Below are 22,412 nucleotides of genomic sequence, written 5' to 3'. Positions count from 1 at the left end.
GCTGAGAAGTTAGAGGCTGTTATCTGAAGTAGGCTGAGAATCAGTGAGCGCGCACGTAAGGTCAACAGACTGTTGTGCGCGCGCTTAAAAAAGCTGGATGGCTATGATTCGGTGTTTTCGTACTGCTCCGTATTGTTGTCTAAACGAGTGACACGTACCCAGGCTATGCGACGTTGTTCGACCTCGGTGATCTCAAACAATAAGCCATCAGCATGGACGGTGTCGCCCACTTTGGGCAAAGAGTCTAAGCGTTCCAATAGAAAACCCGCTACGGTGCTGAACGATTGGTCACGACTATCTAGGTCAGGTACCCCCAAGGCTTGGGCAAGCATAAGCAGGTCGGTACCACCGTCCACATTCCACACATGCGTATCGATTTGTTGAATAGTGGGTTGCTCATCCTCGTCGGGGAACTCGCCAGCAATCGCCTCTAGGATATCAATGGGAGTGAGCAGGCCTTCGATGGCTCCATACTCATCGGCTACCAGCACAAACTGACCGTTAGATTGCTTAAGGGTGGCGATGGTGTTGAGCACGTCGGTGTATTCGTGTACGAATATAGGGGCGCGCAGATCGGGCCAGTTGCGTATTCCGGGGTACTGCGGTAAATCGGCGAGCAGGTCCTTAGATCGGGCAACACCGACAATTTGGTCTAGCTGGCCATCACAGACGGGAAGGAAGCTATGCGGGGTATGGCGCAGCAAGAGTTGAATGTCACTGAGCTCATCGCGCAGGTTTATCCATGTAATTTCTTTGCGGGGCGTCATGAGTGAGCGTATAGGGCGCTCGGCCAAGCTCAGTACGCCACTGACCATATTACGCTCTTCGGCTCTAAAGCCTTGATCCTCGCCTAGCATTTCGGTTTCTAGGTTGTTGTCGTTGCTGGTATAGCCATTTTGTTTATGGCCTAACATACGCAATACGGCTTCTGCTGTTCGTTCGCGCATTGGTAAGCGCGCTTCGTTACGAGCCACGCTGCGTTTGGCAATTTGATTAAAAAACTCGATGAGTATGGAAAAACCAATGGCCGCGTACAAATAGCCTTTTGGAATCAAAAAGCCCAAGCCTTCCGCCGTGAGCGTAAGGCCGATCATGAGTAAAAAGCTTAGGCAAAGCACCACGACGGTGGGGTGTTCGTTAACGAAGTTGGTCAACGGTTTGGAGGCCCAGATCATCAAAGCAATTGAGATCACAACTGCCGCCATCATAACGGGCAATTGATCTACCATGCCCACCGCAGTGATCACAGCATCTAAGGAAAAAACAGCATCTAAGACGACGATTTGGGCAATGACCACCCCAAAGCTGGCATAGACACGTGAGCCGCCTGCGTGTTGAGGGCTGCCTTCTAGTCGCTCATGGAGCTCGGTGGTTGCTTTAAACAGGAGGAACAAGCCTCCTGACAGCAGGATGAGATCACGGCCAGAGAAAGGGTGTTCAAACAGATAGAACAGCGGTGCGGTTAACTGCACCAGCCAAGAAACCAAACTGAGCAATCCGAGGCGCATGATTAATGCTAAAGAAAGCCCGACCAAGCGCGCACGATCGCGCTGATGGGGCGGGAGCTTTTCAGCCAGGATTGCAATAAAAATGAGATTGTCTATCCCGAGTACGATCTCGAGTACAACCAAGGTAATCAGACCGATCCAGATGCCTGGATCCATTAGCCATTCCATGTTGTGTGCCTGTAAATAGAGACGCCTAAAGTGTAGTGGCGTTTAACTATAAAAGTAAGTTGTAGTTACATGTTGCGGGGTGGGGGCACGATTCTTGGGTGGTCGGCGCTCCGGCAGGTGCTGATAGGGTAGTACTTGGCTGGGGTGGGAGCTCGACAGCCGTTTGATCGCCTGACGGTAGTGTTGTAAACATACGCCCGGAGGCGCTTCGCAGTGATCGAGAAATTCGTTGAGGGCTTGCTGAATTAGCTTCTGTTCCGTATCGGCATAGGTATCGGTGGCGGAATCAACGGACAGCACAATTTGCACAGTAGGAGCGGGCAGCTGTGCTTGGGCGCTGAAACTTTGAAAAGGAAAAATAAACAACAAAAGCAGGGCGAGCCAGCGATGCATGGGGATACAGGAGAGTGGACAAGATTCAAGTATATATTGCGTAGCGCAGCCTGAATATGTCTATTTTCTGAGTGGGAGCGGCCTGTTAGAGCCTTTACCTAGCTGATATCTTGGGTGTTGAGGTCAGTGTTCGCTTGCTCGTGGAATAGATTTTTAAAAGATAGAAGATAAAAGTTTTGTTTGGTTTTGGGGTAAGTCCTAGTAGTACTTTAGTAGCATACCAAGTCAAAGTGTCAAGATTACATAGAAAAAGCAGGTGCGTGCTTGCACGTAAAAACTGCACATTAGCCTTACGCGAAGGAGGAGGGCATCATGAGGTTGGGGGTAATTGGTACCCAGACAGCGGGTGAGCGTCGTGTTTCGATGACGCCAGAAGTAGCGCAGCAATATATTCAAGCGGGCCATGTCTGCATTATTGAGCCGGGGGCGGGTGAGCGGGCTGACTACTCCGATGAGCAGTATGTCCAAGCGGGCGCTCAACTAGGAGACCCTTATCAGGCTGAGCTGTTATTGCCCATGGCTAGACAGGATGTAGATCTGGCGCGTCTCCAATCAGGTCACGTGGTGGTAGGTCTGTTAGATCCCTATGAGACGGACGCTCTTGAAACGCTAACACAAACCGGCGTGACGGCTTTTTCCTTGGAGTTGATTCCGCGTACCACGCGTGCGCAGAGCATGGATGTGCTGTCGTCGCAGGCCAACATTTCCGGTTATGCGGCGGTATTGCGTGCCGCCAGTTTATATCCGCGTTTCTTCCCCATGATGATGACGGCAGCTGGCACAGTCAAAGCGGCTCGGGTAGTGGTATTGGGTGCTGGGGTGGCGGGCTTACAAGCGATTGCTACGGCTAGACGTTTGGGTGCAGTCGTAGAAGCGTCTGATGTGCGTCCTGCTGCGCGGGAACAGATCGAGTCTTTGGGGGCTAAGTTCATTGACGTGCCTTACGAGACCGAAGAGGAGCGCGTAGCGGCTGAAGGCAAAGGAGGGTATGCGGGAGCAATGCCTGCCTCTTGGCTGGCACGTCAGGCCGAAGTGGTTGCCCAGCGTTGTGCACAAGCCGATGTGCTGATCAGCACGGCGCTGATACCAGGGCGACCGGCACCGAGCTTAATCGCTGCCGAGGTGGTGCAAAAAATGCGTGCCGGCTCTGTGGTGGTCGATCTTGCTGCGTCGCGAGGGGGGAATTGTGCCTTGACTGAACCGGGTCAAACGGTGGTGCGTCATGGTGTGACGATTGTGGGCGAATTGAACTTTGCGTCACAGGTGGCTGCCGATGCGTCGGCGTTATATGCGCGCAATGTACGCCAGTTCGTGGGTTTGTTGGTGGCCCAAGATGGACCGCAACTGCACATTCCTGAGGCAGATGACATCGTGCAGGCTAGTTTGGTGTGTCGGGATGCCAAGAGGCTATTCCCGGCTAGCCGTGGCGCTTAGGAGGAGTTGAGCATGGATATGGTATCTCCCTTAATCATTAATTTGATTATTTTTGTTTTGGCGATCTATGTGGGGTATCACGTGGTGTGGAATGTGACCCCCGCACTGCATACTCCGCTCATGGCGGTGACGAATGCCATTTCAGCCATTGTTATTGTAGGAGCCATGTTGGCTGCCGCCTTGACCGAAGGAACTTGGGCCCAGGCGATGGGGATTTTGGCAACCGCCTTGGCCGCGGTGAATGTATTTGGTGGCTTTTTAGTGACGCGCCGCATGCTGGAGATGTTTAAGAAAAAAACGCCTAAAGCCGGTACTGATAAGGGAGCACACTAATGTCCATGAATTTGGTCACGTTGTTGTATTTGCTGGCCTCAGTTTGCTTTATTCAGGCATTAAAAGGTCTGTCGCATCCTGCTAGCTCGCGTCAGGGGAATGCATTTGGCATGTTGGGTATGGCTCTGGCTGTCGGTACCACGCTAGCTTTGATTTGGAGCTTGGCGCAAGCGGAACAGGCGGCTTTGGGGGTAACGCGGGTGCTAGCCGGATTGGTTCTGGGGGGAGCGTTGGGTACTGTGATGGCCAAGCGCGTGCAGATGACCAAAATGCCAGAGCTGGTTGCGTTTATGCATAGCATGGTGGGTTTGGCTGCAGTGGCCATTGCGATTGCGATTGTGCTGGAGCCGCAAGCCTTTGGTCTGGGTGCGCTGGCAGGTCTTATTCCCACAGGTAACCGGTTGGAGTTAGCGTTAGGCACGCTGGTGGGTGCGGTGACATTTTCAGGCTCTGTGGTGGCTTTTGGTAAGCTCTCGGGCAAGTATAAATTCCGCTTGTTTCAAGGCGCTCCGGTTGTTTTCTCGGGTCAGCACATGCTGAACTTGTTGTTAGGCATATTGGCTTTGATCTGCGTGATTGCCTTTACGTTGAACCAGCATTATTGGGCGTTTGCCATTTTAATTATTTTGGCGTTTATATTAGGGGTGACCTTAATTATTCCCATCGGGGGCGCGGATATGCCCGTGGTGGTGTCCATGCTGAATAGCTACTCGGGTTGGGCGGCAGCGGGCATTGGATTCTCGTTGAATAATGCCATGCTGATTATTGCTGGCTCCTTGGTGGGGTCGTCAGGGGCTATCCTGTCTTACATTATGTGTAAGGCGATGAACCGTTCCTTCTTTAATGTGCTGCTAGGCGGTTTTGGTGCGAGCGCGACACAAGACGCGGGCGCAGCACAACAAGAAGCCCGCCCTGTTAAAGCAGGTAGTGCGGAAGATGCCGCGTTTATGATGAGCAATGCGGAGTCCGTGATTATTGTGCCGGGCTACGGTTTGGCCGTAGCACGCGCGCAGCATGCATTAAAAGAGCTAACGGATAAGCTTGATGCGCAGGGGGTACAGGTACGTTACGCCATTCATCCGGTGGCTGGGCGCATGCCGGGTCATATGAACGTGTTGCTCGCAGAGGCGGAAATGCCTTATGAGCAGGTGTTTGAGATGGATGACATTAATAGTGAGTTTGGTCAGACTGACGTGGTGCTGGTGTTAGGGGCCAATGATGTGGTGAACCCCGCCGCTAAGCAAGATCCCGCTTCTCCTATTGCAGGCATGCCAATCTTAGAGGCTTATAAGGCACGCACAGTGATTGTGAATAAGCGCTCTATGGCGGCAGGGTATGCAGGCTTGGATAATGAGCTTTTTTATATGGATAAGACCATGATGGTCTTTGGCGATGCAAAAAAAGTCATCGAAGATATGTTGAAAGCACTGTAAACAACGCAGTCTGTTGTTTTGGGGAATGCACACTACGCCCAGCCTTTTAGCTGGGCGTAGTGGTGTCGCCGCTTAGTGGTTGGAGTCAGTGTGCAGGCTTGCTTCAGCAAGCTCTACGCTTTCGGCGTACGGGTCCAAAACGCGATCGCCTTGGCTATCCCGTACACGCGTGACTAAGCCGATGCGGTTCATCAGTTCGATAAACGGTTTCGGGTCTAGCTCTTCCACGTTCTTCATCTCTTTGACATCCCATGCGCCATCGGCAATCAGCATGGCAGCAGCAACAGCGGGTATGCCTGCGGTGTAGGAAATGGCTTGGCTGCCTACCTCAGCATAGCTTTCTTCGTGGTCGCAGATGTTGTAGAGCAGAACCTCTTGTGGCTTACCGTCTTTAGTGCCTTTGACTAGGTCGCCGATGCATGTTTTGCCGGTGTAGGCGGGTGCCAACGAGGCTGGGTCGGGCAGCACTGCCTTGACCACTTTTAACGGCACAACCTCTAGGCCTTCTGCGGTACGTATTGGTTGTTCGGACAACAGGCCTAGGTTTTTTAAGACGGTAAAGACGTTGATATAGTGATCACCAAAGCCCATCCAAAAACGTATGTTGGGCACATTTAAGTTGGCTGACATAGAGTGCAGCTCATCATGTCCGGTGAGATAAGTGGGGCGTGTGCCAACCACAGGCATATCCCACTCTTTTTTATGCTCGAACATTTTATTGGCTTTCCACTGACTATCTTCCCAGGACCATACCGTGGAGGTAAATTCGCGGAAGTTAATCTCGGGGTCAAAGTTAGTGGCGAAATAGCGGTCGTGACTGCCCGCATTAATATCAATAATATCGATAGAGTCTACGGTGTCAAAATAGGTGTCGACGGCGTAACGGCCGTAAGCGTTGACCACACCGGGGTCAAAGCCTACTCCTAAAATAGCGGTGATGCCTGCCTTATGGCAGGCGTCGCGACGCTTCCATTCGTAGTTGTTGTACCACGGAGGCGCTTCACATACTTTGGCTGGGTCTTCGTGAATGGCCGTATCCAAGTAAGCAGCACCAGTTTCTATGCAAGCTTGCAGTACAGACATATTTAAGAATGGCGAGCCAAGATTGAGCACGATTTGACTGTTGGTGTCGTGGATAAGCTGCTTTGTAGCTTCCACGTCTAAGGCATCAAGTTGATGCGCAACGATACGGCCAGGGCCGCATTGATTATCTTTTTCTTTGATAGAGTCAATGATGGCTTGGCATTTTTCAATGGTACGTGAGGCGATGTGTATATCACCAAGCAAAATATTGTTTTGTGCACATTTGTGGGCGGCAACGTGAGCCACGCCACCAGCGCCAATGATCAGTACATTGCGTTTCATGAGAATATCCCCGGATTAAAAATAGAAAGGTGTGTGATCAAGACAAGCTGCTAACGTAATCGTCGTAGCTAAACTGGCGCACTACCTTAATAGTTCCATCAATTTCTTTAAGGACTATGGACGGCATGGGAACGCCGTTGAACCAGTTTTTCTTTACCATGGTGTAGGCGGCGGCTTCGCCAATGGATAAGCGACTGCCAATTTCTAAGGGTTGTTCAAAGCTAGCCTCGCCAAAAATGTCGCCTGCTAAGCAGGTTTTGCCACATATCTGGTAATGGTGTTCGCCCTTAGCATGGCCTACTATTGGAGCGGTTTCGCGGTAGATCAAAAGATCTAGCATATGCGCTTCTGTGGAGCTGTCTACAACAGCGAGATGTTTACCGTTAAAGCCGATATCCAGCACGCTGACCTCTAAGGTTGTGCTGTCGCGTACGGAGGCTTCGCCCGGCTCAAGATAAACCTGAATTTGGTATTTTTCGGAGAATTGGCGAATGCGATCGCAGAAGGCATCGACCGGATAGCCGGGAGAGGTGTAGCTGATGCCACCTCCTAGGCTCACCCATTTGACGTTATGCAAGATATCCGCATAACGCTCTTCTGTATTGGTCAACATTTCATCAAAACGCTCGAACGATTTGTTCTCGCAGTTATTATGGATCATGACGCCGTCGATTTTGTCGAGTACGCTGGCAATACGTTCTGCGCTACCTTCGCCTAGGCGACTATGCCTGCGAGCCGGATCAGCTAAGTCAAAGCTGGAGCTGCTAAAGCCAGGGTTTAAACGCAGCCCTACAGGTTTTCCTTGCGTATAAGATGCGTAGCGCTCGAGCTGGCTCACAGAGTTAAAAATGATTTTGTCGCAGTTAGCTACGACTTCTTCGATTTCATGATCGGCAAAAGCGACGCTATACGCTTGAGTTTCCCCCCCAAACTTTTGATACCCCAGCTTAACTTCATGCAGCGAAGAGGATGTGGTGCCATCCATGTATTCACGCATAAGGTCAAACACGGACCACGTCGCAAAACATTTCAAGGCCAATAACATTTTTGCGCCTGAACGTTTGCGTATGTAGTCGATTGTTTGCAGGTTCTTCAGTAGCGCTGCTTTATCGATGAGGTAGTAAGGGGTAGGTATATTGTGCATTGTTTCAGTGAGTATCTTAGCTGCTCGTGGATGAGGAGCTCAGTTGAGTTTCCTTGTTTTCCAAGGGGGGAGCCTTGCCACCTAAGCGTTCAATAACGAGTGGTGGGCGGTTAGGGAAAGACGCCACAATAGTCAGCTTTCCGCCTACGCTTTCAATGTAGTGCTGTAAGGTTGAAACCAGCATATCGTTTTGTTTTTCAATCCGGGACACGGTTCCTTGCCCTACACCAAGTGTTTCTGCTAGCTCCTCTTGGGTGTGTGCGGTGACTTTGCGTAAGTCGCGCAGGCTTGCTACCTTGCGAAAAGACGGGGTGGGCTTGCCTATTTGGGTAGGAGTTTGCTTGGTTTTGCTCTTGGGTGCCGCGATGGCTTTGGCGGGCTTTTTGGACATGTATTGGCCTTTGCTCAATTGCGCTGGGGCGGGTTAAATCCTGAAAGAAACGGGTCGGATAGATAATATGTGTGTAATGCTATATGTGTTCAAATGAATATGCAAGTAAAGCCATATTTACGCTGGGGTAAAGATCTTTTTTGAAGGTTAATGTTGTAGATAAGGCTCAATTTAAGAGATGTTGCTGTGTTTTAGTGCTTTTAAATTGAAAGTTTGGGCGGGCGTGAGTACAGGCTCAAGCAATGATGGCAGGGCGTGCTCAGGCATTTAGCGAAGTGGCGACAGAATGGCATGGCCTAGGTATAGTGTGGCTTTTTGGCTAGGTATTAAACTTATGGCGTTACGCGCAACCATTTATAAAGCTGAGCTGCATATTGCGGACAACGATCGGTCTTACTACGCCAGTCATGCGGTAACGGTAGCGCGTCACCCTTCGGAAACAGAAGAACGATTGATGGTACGTCTGCTTGCGTTTGCACTGCACGTGAACGGCGAGGGGGTTGATCAGTTGACCTTTACTCGTGGCTTAAGTGAGGCTGACGAGCCTGAGTTATGGCGCCAAGACTTAACAGGGGCGATTGAGCAGTGGATCGACTTGGGATTGCCCGACGAGCGTCGTTTGCTTAAAGCAAGCGGCCGTGCCTCCGAGGTGATTGTGATTGCCTATGGCCGCAGTGTCGATATTTGGTGGCAAGGCTTACGCAATAAAATGACACGCGTAAAAAACATCCGTGTGTATTATTTACCGGCTGAGTCTACCCAAGCTTTAGCTCAATTGTGCGAACGGGGTATGAGCCTAAGTATTAACGTGCAAGATGGACAAGCATGGATTAGCAGTACCAAAGGCGATGTGAATATAGAAGTGCTGCGTTTAGAACCCTAGTGCTTGTTGTCGATATTTTGGGTGTCGTGTGGCAGAGCCTGACGCAGTATATCTAATGCACCTTCCATTTTCCTGTCTTTGCGCCACATCAGGGAGATAGGTGGCAAGGGCATGTGCAGGGTGATAGCGACGATATGTACGGGGTGCATGCGAGCGTATTTTTCGGCGGCTGAGCTAGGGGCAATCGTTAAGAGCCGCCCCGCTTCGACTAAATTCAGATTAGATAAAAAATTAGCCGACACAATTACCGGCTCGGGTGGCAGCAGCCCCGCGTGTAAAAACTCATCAATCAACAGATTACGGGTAACAGAGCCTGGGGGCGGCAGGACCCAGTCCCAACCGAGCAAATCATCCAAGTTCACCGTAGTGTGGTGTCTTAGGGGGTGGTTGTGGCTGCAGACTACATGCATGCCTTCTTCATATACCGTCTCGATATGAAACTGACTTTGTGGCCAGCGCCCTGTGGCGGCCTCACGGGTAAAGCGGCCAAGAATACAGTCATAGTGATTGTTAACTAAGCCACGCAGCAATACATCCGAGGTTGCTTCGCTCAAGATAAAGCCTATGTGTTGGTGCTGTTGGAGAATCTGCGTTAATACGGCTGGCATGACGTTGTGCATGCTACGTGGCAAAACGCCCAGGCGCAGCATGTCACGGGGCTGTTTGGCCTGTTGAGTCGTGTCCGCAGCGATAGCTTGTAGCTCCCGGCGTATGATGCCGGCTCGGCGCAGTACATTAAGCAGAGCAGGGGTTGCACTCATCCCCCTGTGTGAGCGGGTGAATAAACATACGCCCAATGCCGCTTCTATTTCTTTCAGCATGGCGCTGGCCGCCGGTTGAGTAATGTACAGATGATCAGCTGCTTGACGCACCGATCCAAGCTGATGGATATATTCCAGCAATTGCAGATGTCGAAAGCGCAATGCATTAAGACGATTAGGAAGAGAAGTATTCAAGTGAAAAGCTCTGGTTATCACTGCATGAGTATTTCTGAATTCTAAGTTATATCCTTCATGGGCATACTGTTTCCATAATTTTATTTATTCAGGAGGAGGCCTATGTTTTCAAGAATATGTCATTGGTCGGCAGGTCTGGCACTGGCCGCGTTAACGTGTACGGCTGCGCAGGCAGGTCAGTGGCCCGAGAGATCAATTACTTTGATTGTGCCGTTTGCTGCAGGCGGCGCCACGGATATCGTCGCGCGTGTGGTGTCTGACAGCTTGAGTCGGGAGCTCAAGCAAACAGTGGTGGTAGAAAATAGGGCTGGGGCGGCAGGAGCGATTGGTATGGGCGAGTTGGCGCGCTCTAAGCCGGATGGTTATAGCTTTGCTTTAGTAACGGACTCTATTCCGATTCAGCCACTGCTTGTCAAGTCATTGCCCTGGAACATGGATAATTTTGAGCCTATAGGAAAAATAGCGACCTCACCAGAGGTGTTGGTGGTGTACGACCAATTAGCTGTGCAGTCGGTTCAAGATTTGGTAGATATGGCCAAGCAACGTCCCGGTGAGTTGACCTTTGCGGCGTCCAGCACAGGTTCAGTCCACCATTTAGCCGGAGAGGTTTTTAAGCAACAGACCGGTGTGGACCTCATCCATATTCCTTATAAAGGGGGCGGCCAATCTATCGTGGATATGATTTCAGGCCGAATTGATCTAGGGTTTATTGGTCTTGCCCCTGTGTTGCCGTATTTAAAAGCAGGTCAACTGCGTGCTTTGGCCCAAACGGGTGCCACTCGCAATCCTCATGCGGCGGATGTGCCTACTTTTGCTGAGGCTGGGTTCGCTGAGTTTGATGTGGAGTTGTGGGTGGGCCTAGTGGGCTTGCAGGGTATGCCTGAGGAGGCGAAGCAGGGTATGCGTCAGGCCTTAGATAAGGTGATGCAGTCTGCGCAACTACAACATAGCTTGCGAGAAATTGGTTTTGAGCCGGTAACCGACGAACAAAGTGGTTTTTCAGCCTGGATGGCCGAGCAGCAAGATGCTTGGCGCGCAGTGATTGAAAAATTGGACATGTAGGCGCTGTTATGGAATCTATTTTTGGCGAGCGCGCTACGGTTGCTACCATTATGCAGATTGAGGCGGCCCTCGCTCGGGCGCAGGCGCAGTTGGGTATTATTCCTGCACAGGCGGCCCACGAAATTACGCAAAAAGCCCAAGTGGAGTATGCCCCACGTGATCGCATCGATGCTTATATTGAACAGGTGGGCCATCCTCTTGTCGCCACGTTGAAAGCCTGGTCGGAGCAGTTAAGCGAGAGCAGTGCTGCTTTTCTGCACTTTGGTGCTACGACGCCTGATATACGACTGACGATGCAAATTTTGCAGATGCGCGCGGCTACACGGCATGTTTTGGCGGCTGCTCACGTTCTTGAAGATCACATGTTGCGTTTAGCGCAGGCCTACCAAATGACTCCTATGATGGGGCGTACGGTGGGGCGGCATGCATTGCCGATCAGCTTTGGCTTGAAAGTCTCGACCTGGATGCTGGAGAACCGACGCAATATAGCGAGATTATTTGCTTGGCTTGAGCGTACAGATAGTGGGGTGTTGGCCGGCGCGGTAGGAACCTATGCCGCGCTGGGAGAGCAGGGCTTTGAGGTGGAAGCGCTGACCATGCAGGAGTTAGGCTTGGGGCCTGCGGAGGCGGCAGACTGGAAGGGCACTCGAGACAAGCATGCTGAATGGGGGAGCCTATTGGCGATTATGTCTAAGAGCTTGGCTCGCATGGCCCAAGATATTTTTTTGCTACAAGGTGACGATTTTGCAGAGCTGGATGAAGCTAACCAAGAGGTCGGTTCCAGCACTATGCCGCACAAGTCAAACCCGCGTAAGGCTACCGCAATTATTGGCTTATCGCGACAAATTGCCCATGAGTCGGCGGTGCTACTGGACTGGATGGTCTCTATTTATGAAAGGGACCAAATTAGCAATGACAGCTCTCTAGCTAATCTAGCTAGAAATATGGATAAGTTGTTGCAGGCCGCAGAAGGCTTATTGGCGACGCTACGAGTCTATCCGCAGAATATGGAGCGCAACCTGCAGCGTACCGGTGGGTTGATTATGGCTGAGCGTGTGATGTTTGCACTTGGCCCTTACGTGGGAAAACATAAAGCTCATGGTTTGGTGCATGAGGCGGCCAAAAAAGTATTGCGACAAGAGACGGATTTTCGCAGCGCCCTGATGGAGCAGCACGAAGTGGCTGATTATTTGGGAGAGCAACAAATTGAGGCGTTGTTAGATCATAAAACGTATTTAGGCTTGGCTCCGCAAGCGGTGCAGCGTGCGATTGAGTACGTATATGCCTGCCGCGCTAAGCAAGCCCCCATGGAGGAGTGAAGATGAAAGAGTTGAGTTTGCCAAACCGAGAGCCAAAGCCTCGTCGTCGTGGTCTGACTTCGGTAATTGATTGGGGGCCAGATACTTTTGGTTGGGGGGGTAGTGCCTCGGGGATACGGGCTGCTTTGGAGTGTGCGGCAGACTATATTGATTTTGCCAAAATTTATGCACCTAACTTATTGCTTATCCCCGAGCAGACAATGAGGGGGGCGATAGGGTGTTATCGCGATTTCGGTGTCTCTGTCTATGCCGGCGGCATTATTTTTGAGTACGCACATCGTAAGGGGCAGATAGACGATTTGATTAGTTTATTGCAGCGGCTAGGTTTGGATGCTCTGGAAATATCTGAGAACTGCGTATTTATGCGACGCGATGAACGCTTGCGTGTGATCGAAAAATTTCAACGCGCGGGTTTTCAGGTGATTTATGAATATGGGGCTAAGGATCCACAGCAGGCGATGGAACTGGACGAGTTAAACGCCTTAGTCGCGGACTTGTCCTCGTTGGGCATAGATTATTTCACACTAGAGCAGTCTGAACTGGACTTACTGGCGGCTAGTCGGCCAGAGGCAATGCAAGAATTAATGGCGTGCTCGTGGTTCGAGCGCGTATTGATTGAGGCTGATCCCTATCAGTTTCCGCGCCAGCATGCGGAAATGTTAAGCCTTTTTGGTACAGAGGTGAATTTAGCCAATGTTACGCTAGGACAAGCGCTTCGCTTAGAGGGCTTGCGGCGTGGCATGGGGCGTGCTGTTGGGTATTCTGCTTTTAATGAGTAAGTGGCGGAAAGCAGCAGGAGTCGAACCTACCCAGGAACGTCTGACGCCCCCAACTGGGTTTGAAGCCCAGCCGTGCCACCGGACACGATTGCTTTCCTTCTTATAGTGCATCATACCGCATTCAGTTCTTGCCAGGGATCGCCTCGTAACACATGGCGATCCCGTAAGCGGCGTGTGTAACCGGTGCGATTAAAAAACTCTAGTATTTGGATTGCACGTTTACGTCCTAAACCTGTTGCGTCCCGGAAGCGAGCTGCATTCACACCTGTCTGGCCCACGGCAAGCTGGGCCAAAATTTGGGCAAGTTGCGCCATGTGCGTATGGTGATAAAACAAATCGTGCACAATTTGATAGAGGTCGCCACGGCGGGTTAAGTGTCGCATGAGTTGACGCACTAAGGCCTCATCGACCTCCAGCTGACGGGCAATGTCGCGGACCCACGGCGGGTCAAATGCTCCTGCTAGGCTGAGTGGCAAAATGCGTGCGGCTAAAGCTTGGTCGTGGGCATTGAGTGAAATGGTGTGCGCAGGTAGATGTAGCCAGTTACCCTGTTGGACGAGTTGATTTGTGCGTAATAAGTGTAGTACTAAGGCTTGCCACTGAGCGAGTGGCATAGCTGGAGCACTCATGCGCCGTAAGCGACTGCTGTTGACACCAGGCTCTTCGGGCGTCAGTGCGTGAAACTGTTGTAAGGTAGCAAGCACTGTTTGTTGGACGTGTTCTAGGCGCTTGGCAGTAAACAGCCAAGGGCCGACTTGCTTGCTTTCGCTGGCTAACCATACCGTGGCGTCAGGCGGTGTCCATGTGTCGGTCGTGCCGCCCAGCAGGCGTTGCAAGGCCGTATTGTCTAGCCCGTAGGGGGCTTGCTCCAGCAAAGGCTGTAGCTCGCCTAGATTGAGCCAGTGTTGAGTGGCGTGTAAAAGAGCTAGCCGCGCAGGGCTGCGACGTTTGCGATCGGGCGCTTCTGTGGCCAATACGCGGCCTCCCCCCACGGTTTGCTTGGCTTGCGCATTGCGCAAGATAAAACGGTCGCCGACACTGGCGCACACGGGTTGATCAAACACAAGCTGCACTAAACCTTGCTCACCGGCTTGCAGGCTTGCGGGCTCTAGGGGAACCGCATGGGCCAAATAATGTGCAGCCCCGATATGCACATGCCAAGGCGTCCATGTCCGTAGCTCAGCCTCTGATTGAGGAAGAAGTTGTAGCGTCACGTCAAGACGCAAGCTGGGCAGGAAACAGTCTGGGTGCGCGATCCAGTCGCCCCGTTGTATGTCGTTGACGTCAATGCCAGCGAGGTTAAGGGCACAGCGCTGCCCAGACTGAGCGAGTGTGCTGGCCTGATTTTGACTACGTATACTGCGCACGCGTACCGGGCGTTGGGCCGGCATCAGCATGAGCTCATTAGCTTTTTGTAGATCAAAGGTGCCACTATGTACGGTGCCCGTGACAACAGTGCCGTGCCCTTGAAGGGTAAAAACTCGGTCGATAGCAAGGCGGAAATAATGCTCAGTATGGGGAGCCACTTGCTGCAGTGCTTGTTGTTCCAAATACTGCCTTAGATGTCTAACTCCCTCAGTATTGGGGTTGGTGGCATCGACGGGAAAAATGGGCGCTTGGGCGAGGAAGCTGTTTTTGGTGAGCTCATGGACCTGTGCCTGTACCTGGGCAATACGCGCAGGGCTGGCTCGGTCTATTTTGCTAATCACCACCGCGCCTTGTTGTACACCTAATAGGCTCAAAACGGCTAGGTGCTCGTTAGTTTGGGGCATGACTCCATCGTCGGCAGCGATGACGAGCATTCCGAAGTCAATACCGCTGGCGCCCGATATCATGGTATGGACCAGTTTTTCATGTCCAGGAGCATCGACAAAACCTAAGATACCCGCTTGTTGAGTAGGGCTGTAGGCATAGCCCAGCTCAATGGTTATGCCGCGCTTTTGTTCTTCTTGGAGACGGTCCGTGGCGACACCGGTGAGCGCTTTCACTAAGGTGGTTTTGCCATGATCGATGTGCCCAGCTGTACCTATAATCATGACGTAATGGGATGGAGTTGTGCTACAAAGTCGGGCTCATGTTGCGGTTCTAAACACCGTAGATCTAGCCATAACGCATCATCGTGTAGGCGCCCTATCACTGGTCGGCTTAAGCAGCGCAGCCGCTCTTCTAAGGCGAGTAGATGACGGCCAGGGCGCCCTGAGCCTTGGTAGCATATATGTAGCCCATAGCTGGGCAGCACGCTCTCGGGCATCGAGCCGCTACCGATTTGGCTAAACATGGCTTGAGCTTGCACCTTGTAGGTGGCGCCTGCCCAAGACTGCAATAGGGGTTGTAAGGTTTCTGCCTGTAGCCGCATGGCGTGTGGCTGACGGGTAAATAGACGCAGTGTGGTGAGCCGTTGTGGCAACAGCTCGGGGGCACGATATAAAGCCAGCACCGGTTCTAGGGCCGCTAAGGTGAGTTTCCCTACCCGAAGGGCTCGCTTTAAGGGGTTTTTTTTGATGCGCTCAATGAGTTCTGCCTTACCAACAATGAGGCCTGCCTGGGGCCCGCCCAGTAGTTTGTCACCACTAAAAGTGACAATGTCAGCGCCCGCTTTAATGGTGTCTTTGACGGTAGGCTCCGGTGGCAGGCCCCATTGGCTGAGGTCTACTAAGGTGCCACTGCCTAGGTCTACAACGGCAGGCAGTTGGTGCTGCTGAGAAAGCTCGGCTAGTTGTGAGATAGATACATTTTTGGTGAAGCCCTTAATGGCATAGTTGCTGCAATGTACCTTCATGAGCAAAGCCGTACGGGCCTCGATGGCCTGCTCATAGTCATGCAGGTGAGTACGATTAGTGGTGCCGACCTCGCGCAGTTTTGCGCCCGCGCGGGACATAATATCGGGGATACGAAAAGCGCCGCCGATCTCTACCAGCTCGCCACGTGAAACAATGGTTTGCTTGCGTTGACTGAGGCTGTTGAGCATCAACAATACGGCCGCAGCGTTATTATTTACCACGGTAGCGGCTTCGGCACCTGTTAACTCACAGATCAGGTCGGCAATCAGGTCGTCGCGATCACCCCGACCACCGGTAGACAGGTCAAACTCTAGGTTGGCGGGAAACTGTAAAGCGTTTATCACCGCTTGAATGGCACTGTCGGGTAATAAAGCACGCCCTAAGTTGGTGTGTAATACCGTTCCTGTTAAGTTGTAAACAGGCTGAAGACGGGAGCGATTTTGCTGTTCTAGCTGTTGCCAGCTATGTTGCAAAATCTGCTCAGGAAGTACGGCGCTGAGTGGTAGTGATTGCTTTAATGCGAGCTGACGCAGCGACTGCAGGTGCTGGCGCAATGCCGCACTGACTTGACTGTGGCCGTACTCTTGCAACAGTGCTTTGCCCTGCGGGTGCTGGAGTAAGCGATCTAGCGAGGGCAGGTCTTTAGCTTGGGCTAAGGGTGCGGGCAAGTTGGTTTCTGTACTCATGAGCTAAAAGCTAGCACAATTTAAGGCTCTTGCCATAGTAATGGGTTACCGCTACTGCGCTCATACCCGGCTTCGCCCATCAACATATCTAAGGCTAAGCTGGCTAGGTCGTCAGCCACGGGGTCCACATGTAATTGATCTTTTTGATAGAAAATTTTTCTATAGGTATGGCAACTATCACAAGACTCGGCCTTGATGCCAGCGGGGCCATCTTCAATACCGTGGTAAAAAATACCATCGGTGCTTTCACAGTGTGTGCAGGTGACGCGTACCACATGCCACTCGACGGAGCAGCGTGGGCAGGATAAATATCGACATCCATCTGCGCTGCCCCCTACCCGTACTATGCTGGATACGGGCAAGCTGCCGCAACAGGGGCAAACGCCAAAGGGGGTGTTCAGAGGGATGTGCTCGTGGCTCAGTGCGCTGGCCAAGTGCGTCCAGTAGACTTGCAGCGCGGCCATGATAAAAGCCGCCTTACCACTGTCGCCGCGGGCTAACTGCTGGGTTAGTACGGCATCGGCCAGCGCTTCGATCACCTCAGGCTCATGCTTGAGTTGGTGCAGCAGTTGTGCTGCGATCTCTTGAGCCGCAGTGGGTACGGTGTTAGAACTAGCCAGTGTCTGCAGCAGAGTGGCCATTATTTTTTGCCAGTTAGGGTCGCGTTGCCAGGCGGAGCTAAGAAGTGGAGGCATGCCATGTTGCAAGGCATGAGCAATATGCTGCTCATCAATGACAGGGCTACTTAACGTTTGCAGGGTCTGGTGTTGAGCAGCACTGAGCTCGGCCATTAGTTGCAGATAGGTTTGAGCGGGGTGATCAGCAGCCAGGTGGAGCAAGCGCTGGCCACGCTCTTTAAAAATAGAATGAGGATTGGGTAGGCGTAGACGCGGAATACTGGTGTGGTCTAGGCCTTCGATTTCACCACGGGGCAGAATACGGGGCAACGGAGACTCCTGAAAAATAACGAGGCTTGTATGGAGTAAGTGGCGGCCCGTTAAGGGCCGCCCGTATCGATTTACTTAGGGGGTTGTGAGGGCTGTTTGCGCAGCCATTCACGATACCAAGTACGGTGGTGTTTCCATGCCCAACCTGGGCTGACCGTCCCGCGAGTCATGGCCTTAATAGAGCCTTTGGTCCAGATGCCCGCATAGATATGAACAATAATGGCACAAATCATCAGTAAGGCGAACAGGGCATGCAGCATCGACGCCAGCCGTAAAGCCCAAATGGGAAAGTAAGCCGAGAAGAACTCACGCCACATGACGATGCCGCTGGCCAGTAAACCCAGCATTAGCAGCAGTAGCCCCCAGAACAAGACTTTCTGCCCTGCGTTATAACGCCCAGCAGGGGGCAGGTGGTCGTCCCGACCAGCCAAGGTGTCTTTGAAACCGAGTAACCACGCCAGATCACCGCGAGCAAACATATTGTGTTTTAGCATGCGTGCGGCAAAGATGAAAAAGCAGACAAACATGATGACCCCGATAAACGGGTGCAAAATGCGCGTCCACGGGCCCCCTCCTAGTACGTGACTAAGAAAGAAAAATGCCGGATGGAATAATGCTAAGCCGGATAGCGTTAGCAAAATAAAGGTACCAGCAATGATCCAGTGGTTAATCCGCTGACTGGCGGTGTAACGCTGGATCATTTTTTCACGTTTCGTTTCACTCATGGTGTGCCTCCTCTTTTTTGCGAGCTTCCTCATCAGCAGCGCGCTCATCGTCGGCGTTAACTTCGTTTGGACCTGTGCGTATGTAGTGGAAAAAGCCAAATAAAGCTGTCATGGCCATGGCGGCAATACCCAGTGGTTTGGCTACGCCTTTCCACAAAGTTACCATCGGGCTGATAGTGGGATCTTTAGGCAGATCGCTATATAGCTCGGGTTTGTCAGCGTGATGCAGAACATACATGACATGTGTTCCCCCCACACCGGCTGGGTCATACAGCCCCGCATTTTCAAAACCTCGGGATTGCAAGTCGGCAATACGCTCGGAGGCGTGTTGCTTCATATCATCCTTGGTGCCGAAAACAATGGCACCAGTTGGACAGGTTTTGACGCAGGCAGGCTCTTGGCCTACTGCCACGCGATCAGAGCATAAGGTGCACTTGTAGGCTTTTTTGTCCTGATCGGAAATGCGTGGAACGTCGAAGGGGCAGCCCGTTATGCAGTATCCGCAACCAATACAGTTTTCTTCGTGAAAATCGACGATACCGTTGGTGTATTGAATAATGGCCCCTGGCGATGGACAGGCTTTTAAGCAACCTGGATCCTCGCAGTGCATACAGCCATCTTTACGGATTAACCATTCCAAGTCGCCAGCAGGGTTTTCATACTCCGCAAAGCGCATGACAGTCCATGATTTATCGGTCATGTCAGCGGGGTTGTCGTACACCCCGATGTTTTCACCGATTTCATCACGAGTGTCATTCCACTCCATACAAGCAACCTGACAGGCTTTGCAACCTATGCACTTGCTGGTATCGATCAGCTTGGCAACATCCCCACCCACAGGCATACGTACGCTGGGGGAGGGGGTAGTGGTAGCGGAGCGTCTTTTAATATCCAAAGATTGTAGTGCCATGACTTACTCCTGAACCTTTTCAACCTTAACCAGAAATGACTTGAACTCGGGCGTTTGAGAGTTTCCGTCACCCACCGGTGGGGTTAATGTGTTGGCTAAGAAGCCAGGCTTAGCAATGCCGACGAACCCCCAGTGAATAGGTATGCCCACGTGATGGACTGGTTTGCCGTCAATGTTGAGCTGTTTAAGCCGCTTAGTAACCACTGCCTTGGCTTTAATATACCCACGATTGGAGGACACTTTAACGGTGTCACCGCCCGCAATATTAAGCTCATCGGCCAAGTCGGCACCAATTTCCACAAACTGTTGAGGCTGCAAAATGGCATTGAGCCTGACGTTTTTGGTCCAGTAGTGAAAATGCTCGGTTAAGCGATACGTCGTGCCTACGTACGGGAATTCGCTGGGCTTACCCATGGAGGCTAAGTCATCAGGAAATACGCGTGCTGCAGGGTTGTTGAGCGCATGCTGATTGTCTGGGCTAAGCGGGTTGTAGGCCAGCGGAGTTTCAAAGGGCTCGTAATGCTCTGGGAATGGACCTTCTGCCATCCCTTTGCGCGCAAAGAAGCGAGCCACCCCTTCGGGGTTCATGATGAAAGGGCCCATCCCTAGGTTGGGGTCCTCATCCGCCTTGTAGTCAGGAATGTCCGCGCCCGTCCAACGTGCGCCATCCCAGGCAATCAATTGACGACGGGCATCAAAGGGTTTGCCTTGTACGTCACATGAGGCTCGGTTATACAGTACACGACGGTTGGCAGGCCAAGCCCAAGACCAGTTTAAGGATTGCCCAATGCCAGTGGGGTCGCTGTTATCACGACGGGCCATGAGGTTACCTTTTTCGGTCCAGGCCCCAGCGTAAATCCAGCATCCGCTTAGCGTACTGCCGTCATCACGTAATTCGGCAAAGCCATCCAGTTGCTCCCCCTTGCGGCGAGTGATATTACCGTTGGCGTCGCGTAGGTCGGAAAGAGCGCGGCCGGAATACTCTTTGGCCAACTCCATCGCGGTAGGATCGTTGGGGTTGGAGTAAGGCCAAGATAAGTTGACGATAGGATCTGGGAATGCGCCGCCTTCATCGCGATAAAGATCGCGCATGTGGGTAAACAGTGTCCCCATGATTTCAATATCACTTTTGGCTTCGCCCGGTGGTTCAGCTGCTTTCCAATGCCATTGCAACCAGCGTCCCGAGTTCACCAGGGCGCCTTCTTCTTCGGCAAAGCAGGTGGTGGGTAAGCGGAAGACCTCGGTCTGGATAGATGCGCTATCTACATCGTTATGCTCACCATAGTTACGCCAGAACTCCGAGGTATCGGTGACGAGTGGATCCATAATGACCATGTACTTCAACTTAGAGAAGCTATCGATCAGTTTCTTTTTGTAGGGCGCGGCAGCTAAGGGGTTAAAGCCTTGACAAATATAGCCGTTGACTTTGCCTTGGTGCATGAGCTCATACATTTGCAGCATGTCATAGGGCTTATCGAGCTTAGGCAGGTATTCAAATGCCCAGTTATTGTCTTCAGTGGCTGCGTCGCCCCACCATGCTTTCATGAAGCTGACGTGGAATTTTTTATAGTTGCGCCAGTAGCTTAGCTGATTGGGCCGCATAGGCTGAGGCGCACGGGCTTTGATGTAATTGTCAAAGTCTTGCTCAGCTTGATTGGGCAAGGTCATGTAGCCGGGCAGCAGGTTGGTCATTAGCCCAAGGTCGGTAAGACCTTGAATGTTCGAGTGCCCTCGTAAGGCGTTCATACCACCACCGGCAATACCTATATTGCCAAGTAGCAACTGCACCATGGCACCGGTGCGGATGATTTGCGAGCCAATACTATGCTGAGTCCAGCCCAGCGCGTACAGAATTGTTCCGGCACGATCAGGCGAGGCGGTAGAGGCTAGCATCTCGCAGACTTTCAGGAACTTGTCGGTAGGCGTGCCACAGACGCGTGTCACCATTTCTGGTGTGTAACGCTCGTAATGCTTGCGCAAGAGCTGATATACCGTACGGGGATGTTGCAGGCTGGGGTCAGTACGGACGTAACCGTCTTCACCTAGCTCGTAATCCCAGGATGTTTTGTCGTAGCTACGCTTTTCTTCGTTATAGCCTGAATATAAGCCTTCTTCGAAGTCGAAGTCGTCGCGCACGATGAATGACATGTCAGTATAGTTTCTGACATATTCGTGCTGAATTTTATCGTTGTCGAGCAGGTATTTAATGACCCCACCTAAAAAGGTGATGTCGGTACCCGTGCGTATAGGCGCGTAGAAGTCCGCCACGGACGCCGAGCGTGTAAAGCGTGGGTCTACAACGATAAGCTTGGCATTATTATGTGCCTTGGCTTCGGTTACCCATTTAAAGCCACAGGGGTGCGCTTCTGCTGCGTTACCGCCCATGATCAAGATAATGTCTGCGTTTTTAATGTCGACCCAATGGTTCGTCATCGCACCGCGGCCAAATGTTGGGGCAAGACCTGCCACCGTAGGGCCGTGTCAGACACGAGCTTGGTTGTCGAATCCTAGCATTCCAAAACTGCGTATTACTTTGTGAGTAACGTAGCCAACTTCGTTACTACTGGCTGAAGCAGCCAACATACCGGTTGTGAGCCACCGATTAACCGTGCTGCCATCGCTGGCGGTGGTTTCAAAGTTAGCGTCGCGGTCGTCTTTCATTAGGCGAGCAATACGTTTGAAAGCGTCGTCCCATGAAATACGCTGCCATTTGTCAGAGCCTGGCGCGCGGTACTCAGGAAAGTGTAGGCGGTTTGGGCTATGGATAAAATCGACTAAGCCAGCGCCTTTAGGGCAGAGCGTGCCGCGATTCACGGGGTGATCGGAATCCCCTTCGATGTGTACGACACTTGCTACGGCATTTTTACCGCCATCGCCGCGGGAGTACAGCAGTACGCCACAGGCGACTGAACAATAAGGACAGGTATTGCGCGTTTCTGTCATGCGGGTCAGCTTATATTGTCTGACTTCCGCCATGGCGGGGGTAGGCGCTGCGCCAAGCAACACCATGCTGGAGCTTGCTAGCGAAGCCCCCGTCACTTTGAAGAATTGGCGCCGATTCATGTTGACCATGAGGCTCTCCAATGGGTGAGTGATATTGGTAAATCAAGGGGTGGATACTGGCCGGATAGGCGAGGATCCGCTGTGTTTAAGAAAGAATACATTTTCCACCCATTATAGTGGCGGCTTTTTGTGC

Annotated in this window: 19 protein-coding genes and 1 tRNA gene; 7 read left to right on the top strand and 13 right to left on the bottom strand. The window is 52.0% G+C overall.

Going from position 1 to position 22,412, the window contains the following annotated elements:
- Window positions 1-101: 101 nt before the first annotated feature.
- Window positions 102-1,676 (bottom strand): TerC family protein, encoded by a 1,575-nt coding sequence (locus OSH01_RS08220; RefSeq protein ID WP_266123598.1) that lies wholly within the window; start codon window positions 1,674-1,676, stop codon window positions 102-104.
- 42 nt (window positions 1,677-1,718) lie between these two features.
- Complete coding sequence (locus OSH01_RS08215) at window positions 1,719-2,069, bottom strand: hypothetical protein (RefSeq protein WP_266123597.1); 351 nt, start codon at window positions 2,067-2,069, stop codon at window positions 1,719-1,721.
- Between the two features lie 312 nt (window positions 2,070-2,381).
- Between OSH01_RS08215 and OSH01_RS08210 the strand changes: the two genes are divergently transcribed.
- From OSH01_RS08210 to OSH01_RS08200, 3 genes are read left to right on the top strand one after another with little or no spacing between them, the layout of a single operon-like run.
- Window positions 2,382-3,503 carry an NAD(P) transhydrogenase subunit alpha gene (locus tag OSH01_RS08210; protein WP_266123596.1) on the top strand — a complete coding sequence of 374 codons (1,122 nt, stop codon included), beginning with the start codon at window positions 2,382-2,384 and terminating at the stop codon, window positions 3,501-3,503.
- Window positions 3,504-3,515: 12 nt separating this feature from the next.
- Window positions 3,516-3,836 (top strand): NAD(P) transhydrogenase subunit alpha, encoded by a 321-nt coding sequence (locus OSH01_RS08205; RefSeq protein ID WP_266123595.1) that lies wholly within the window; start codon window positions 3,516-3,518, stop codon window positions 3,834-3,836.
- Window positions 3,837-3,841: 5 nt separating this feature from the next.
- Window positions 3,842-5,269, top strand: a complete 1,428-nt coding sequence (locus OSH01_RS08200) for an NAD(P)(+) transhydrogenase (Re/Si-specific) subunit beta (protein WP_266123650.1) — start codon at window positions 3,842-3,844, stop codon at window positions 5,267-5,269.
- Between the two features lie 72 nt (window positions 5,270-5,341).
- Here OSH01_RS08200 and OSH01_RS08195 read toward each other — a convergent pair whose 3' ends face one another.
- From OSH01_RS08195 to OSH01_RS08185, 3 genes are read right to left on the bottom strand one after another with little or no spacing between them, the layout of a single operon-like run.
- Window positions 5,342-6,634, bottom strand: coding sequence for a saccharopine dehydrogenase family protein (locus OSH01_RS08195; protein ID WP_266123594.1), 1,293 nt, complete (start codon window positions 6,632-6,634; stop codon window positions 5,342-5,344).
- Between the two features lie 37 nt (window positions 6,635-6,671).
- Window positions 6,672-7,778, bottom strand: coding sequence for a carboxynorspermidine decarboxylase (locus OSH01_RS08190; protein ID WP_266123593.1), 1,107 nt, complete (start codon window positions 7,776-7,778; stop codon window positions 6,672-6,674).
- Between the two features lie 16 nt (window positions 7,779-7,794).
- Window positions 7,795-8,169 (bottom strand): helix-turn-helix domain-containing protein, encoded by a 375-nt coding sequence (locus tag OSH01_RS08185; protein ID WP_266123592.1) that lies wholly within the window; start codon window positions 8,167-8,169, stop codon window positions 7,795-7,797.
- A 334-nt stretch (window positions 8,170-8,503) separates the two neighbouring features.
- Here OSH01_RS08185 and OSH01_RS08180 point away from each other — a divergent pair, with 334 nt between their 5' ends.
- On the top strand, window positions 8,504-9,052 hold the full coding sequence (locus OSH01_RS08180; protein WP_266123591.1) for a YaeQ family protein: 549 nt from the start codon (window positions 8,504-8,506) through the stop codon (window positions 9,050-9,052).
- Here OSH01_RS08180 and OSH01_RS08175 read toward each other — a convergent pair.
- On the bottom strand, window positions 9,049-10,008 hold the full coding sequence (locus tag OSH01_RS08175; RefSeq protein ID WP_266123590.1) for a LysR family transcriptional regulator: 960 nt from the start codon (window positions 10,006-10,008) through the stop codon (window positions 9,049-9,051). The two genes, OSH01_RS08180 and OSH01_RS08175, sit on opposite strands and share 4 nt — an antisense overlap.
- Window positions 10,009-10,110: 102 nt before the next feature.
- Here OSH01_RS08175 and OSH01_RS08170 point away from each other — a divergent pair, with 102 nt between their 5' ends.
- The 3 genes from OSH01_RS08170 to OSH01_RS08160 are packed head-to-tail and all read left to right on the top strand — an operon-like array spanning window position 10,111 to window position 13,168.
- A complete protein-coding gene (locus tag OSH01_RS08170; RefSeq protein WP_266123589.1) occupies window positions 10,111-11,070 on the top strand; it encodes a Bug family tripartite tricarboxylate transporter substrate binding protein in 960 nt (319 codons plus the stop codon).
- A gap of 8 nt (window positions 11,071-11,078) precedes the next feature.
- Entirely contained in the window at window positions 11,079-12,389 is a 1,311-nt protein-coding gene (locus tag OSH01_RS08165; RefSeq protein WP_266123588.1) for a lyase family protein, read from the top strand.
- Window positions 12,390-12,391: 2 nt separating this feature from the next.
- Window positions 12,392-13,168, top strand: a complete 777-nt coding sequence (locus OSH01_RS08160) for a phosphosulfolactate synthase (protein WP_266123587.1) — start codon at window positions 12,392-12,394, stop codon at window positions 13,166-13,168.
- A 1-nt stretch (window position 13,169) separates the two neighbouring features.
- Here OSH01_RS08160 and OSH01_RS08155 read toward each other — a convergent pair.
- From OSH01_RS08155 to fdnG, 7 genes are all read right to left on the bottom strand, one after another.
- A tRNA-Sec gene (locus OSH01_RS08155) sits at window positions 13,170-13,265 on the bottom strand.
- Between the two features lie 13 nt (window positions 13,266-13,278).
- Complete coding sequence (selB, locus tag OSH01_RS08150; RefSeq protein WP_266123586.1) at window positions 13,279-15,204, bottom strand: selenocysteine-specific translation elongation factor; 1,926 nt, start codon at window positions 15,202-15,204, stop codon at window positions 13,279-13,281.
- On the bottom strand, window positions 15,201-16,634 hold the full coding sequence (gene selA, locus OSH01_RS08145; protein WP_266123585.1) for an L-seryl-tRNA(Sec) selenium transferase: 1,434 nt from the start codon (window positions 16,632-16,634) through the stop codon (window positions 15,201-15,203). Before selA ends, selB begins: the two co-directional genes overlap by 4 nt.
- A 20-nt stretch (window positions 16,635-16,654) precedes the next feature.
- A complete protein-coding gene (gene fdhE / locus OSH01_RS08140) occupies window positions 16,655-17,581 on the bottom strand; it encodes a formate dehydrogenase accessory protein FdhE (RefSeq protein ID WP_266123584.1) in 927 nt (308 codons plus the stop codon).
- Between the two features lie 71 nt (window positions 17,582-17,652).
- Window positions 17,653-18,306, bottom strand: a complete 654-nt coding sequence (locus tag OSH01_RS08135) for a formate dehydrogenase subunit gamma (protein WP_266123583.1) — start codon at window positions 18,304-18,306, stop codon at window positions 17,653-17,655.
- Entirely contained in the window at window positions 18,299-19,216 is a 918-nt protein-coding gene (fdxH, locus tag OSH01_RS08130) for a formate dehydrogenase subunit beta (protein ID WP_266123582.1), read from the bottom strand. The genes OSH01_RS08135 and fdxH overlap by 8 nt, the downstream gene beginning before the upstream one ends.
- Before the next feature lie 3 nt (window positions 19,217-19,219).
- The gene (fdnG, locus tag OSH01_RS08125) at window positions 19,220-22,288 is read right to left on the bottom strand and encodes a formate dehydrogenase-N subunit alpha (RefSeq protein WP_266123581.1); all 3,069 of its coding nucleotides are present in this window, start codon (window positions 22,286-22,288) and stop codon (window positions 19,220-19,222) included.
- Between the last annotated feature and the right edge of the window lie 124 nt (window positions 22,289-22,412).

Source organism: Alcaligenes endophyticus, assembly GCF_026344035.1.
GTDB lineage: Bacteria > Pseudomonadota > Gammaproteobacteria > Burkholderiales > Burkholderiaceae_B > Alcaligenes > Alcaligenes endophyticus.
The sequence above is the reverse complement of the archived record's forward strand: the minus strand, read 5'-3'. Positions and strand labels throughout refer to the sequence as shown.

Coding starts and splice junctions, on each gene's coding strand:
- OSH01_RS08220 (WP_266123598.1), bottom strand. CDS start 1,676: ATGGAATGGCTAATGGATCCAGGCATCTGGATCGGTCTGATTACCTTG.
- OSH01_RS08215 (WP_266123597.1), bottom strand. CDS start 2,069: ATGCATCGCTGGCTCGCCCTGCTTTTGTTGTTTATTTTTCCTTTTCAA.
- OSH01_RS08210 (WP_266123596.1), top strand. CDS start 2,382: ATGAGGTTGGGGGTAATTGGTACCCAGACAGCGGGTGAGCGTCGTGTT.
- OSH01_RS08205 (WP_266123595.1), top strand. CDS start 3,516: ATGGATATGGTATCTCCCTTAATCATTAATTTGATTATTTTTGTTTTG.
- OSH01_RS08200 (WP_266123650.1), top strand. CDS start 3,842: ATGAATTTGGTCACGTTGTTGTATTTGCTGGCCTCAGTTTGCTTTATT.
- OSH01_RS08195 (WP_266123594.1), bottom strand. CDS start 6,634: ATGAAACGCAATGTACTGATCATTGGCGCTGGTGGCGTGGCTCACGTT.
- OSH01_RS08190 (WP_266123593.1), bottom strand. CDS start 7,778: ATGCACAATATACCTACCCCTTACTACCTCATCGATAAAGCAGCGCTA.
- OSH01_RS08185 (WP_266123592.1), bottom strand. CDS start 8,169: ATGTCCAAAAAGCCCGCCAAAGCCATCGCGGCACCCAAGAGCAAAACC.
- OSH01_RS08180 (WP_266123591.1), top strand. CDS start 8,504: ATGGCGTTACGCGCAACCATTTATAAAGCTGAGCTGCATATTGCGGAC.
- OSH01_RS08170 (WP_266123589.1), top strand. CDS start 10,111: ATGTTTTCAAGAATATGTCATTGGTCGGCAGGTCTGGCACTGGCCGCG.
- OSH01_RS08165 (WP_266123588.1), top strand. CDS start 11,079: ATGGAATCTATTTTTGGCGAGCGCGCTACGGTTGCTACCATTATGCAG.
- OSH01_RS08160 (WP_266123587.1), top strand. CDS start 12,392: ATGAAAGAGTTGAGTTTGCCAAACCGAGAGCCAAAGCCTCGTCGTCGT.
- selB (WP_266123586.1), bottom strand. CDS start 15,204: ATGATTATAGGTACAGCTGGGCACATCGATCATGGCAAAACCACCTTA.
- selA (WP_266123585.1), bottom strand. CDS start 16,634: ATGAGTACAGAAACCAACTTGCCCGCACCCTTAGCCCAAGCTAAAGAC.
- OSH01_RS08135 (WP_266123583.1), bottom strand. CDS start 18,306: ATGAGTGAAACGAAACGTGAAAAAATGATCCAGCGTTACACCGCCAGT.
- fdxH (WP_266123582.1), bottom strand. CDS start 19,216: ATGGCACTACAATCTTTGGATATTAAAAGACGCTCCGCTACCACTACC.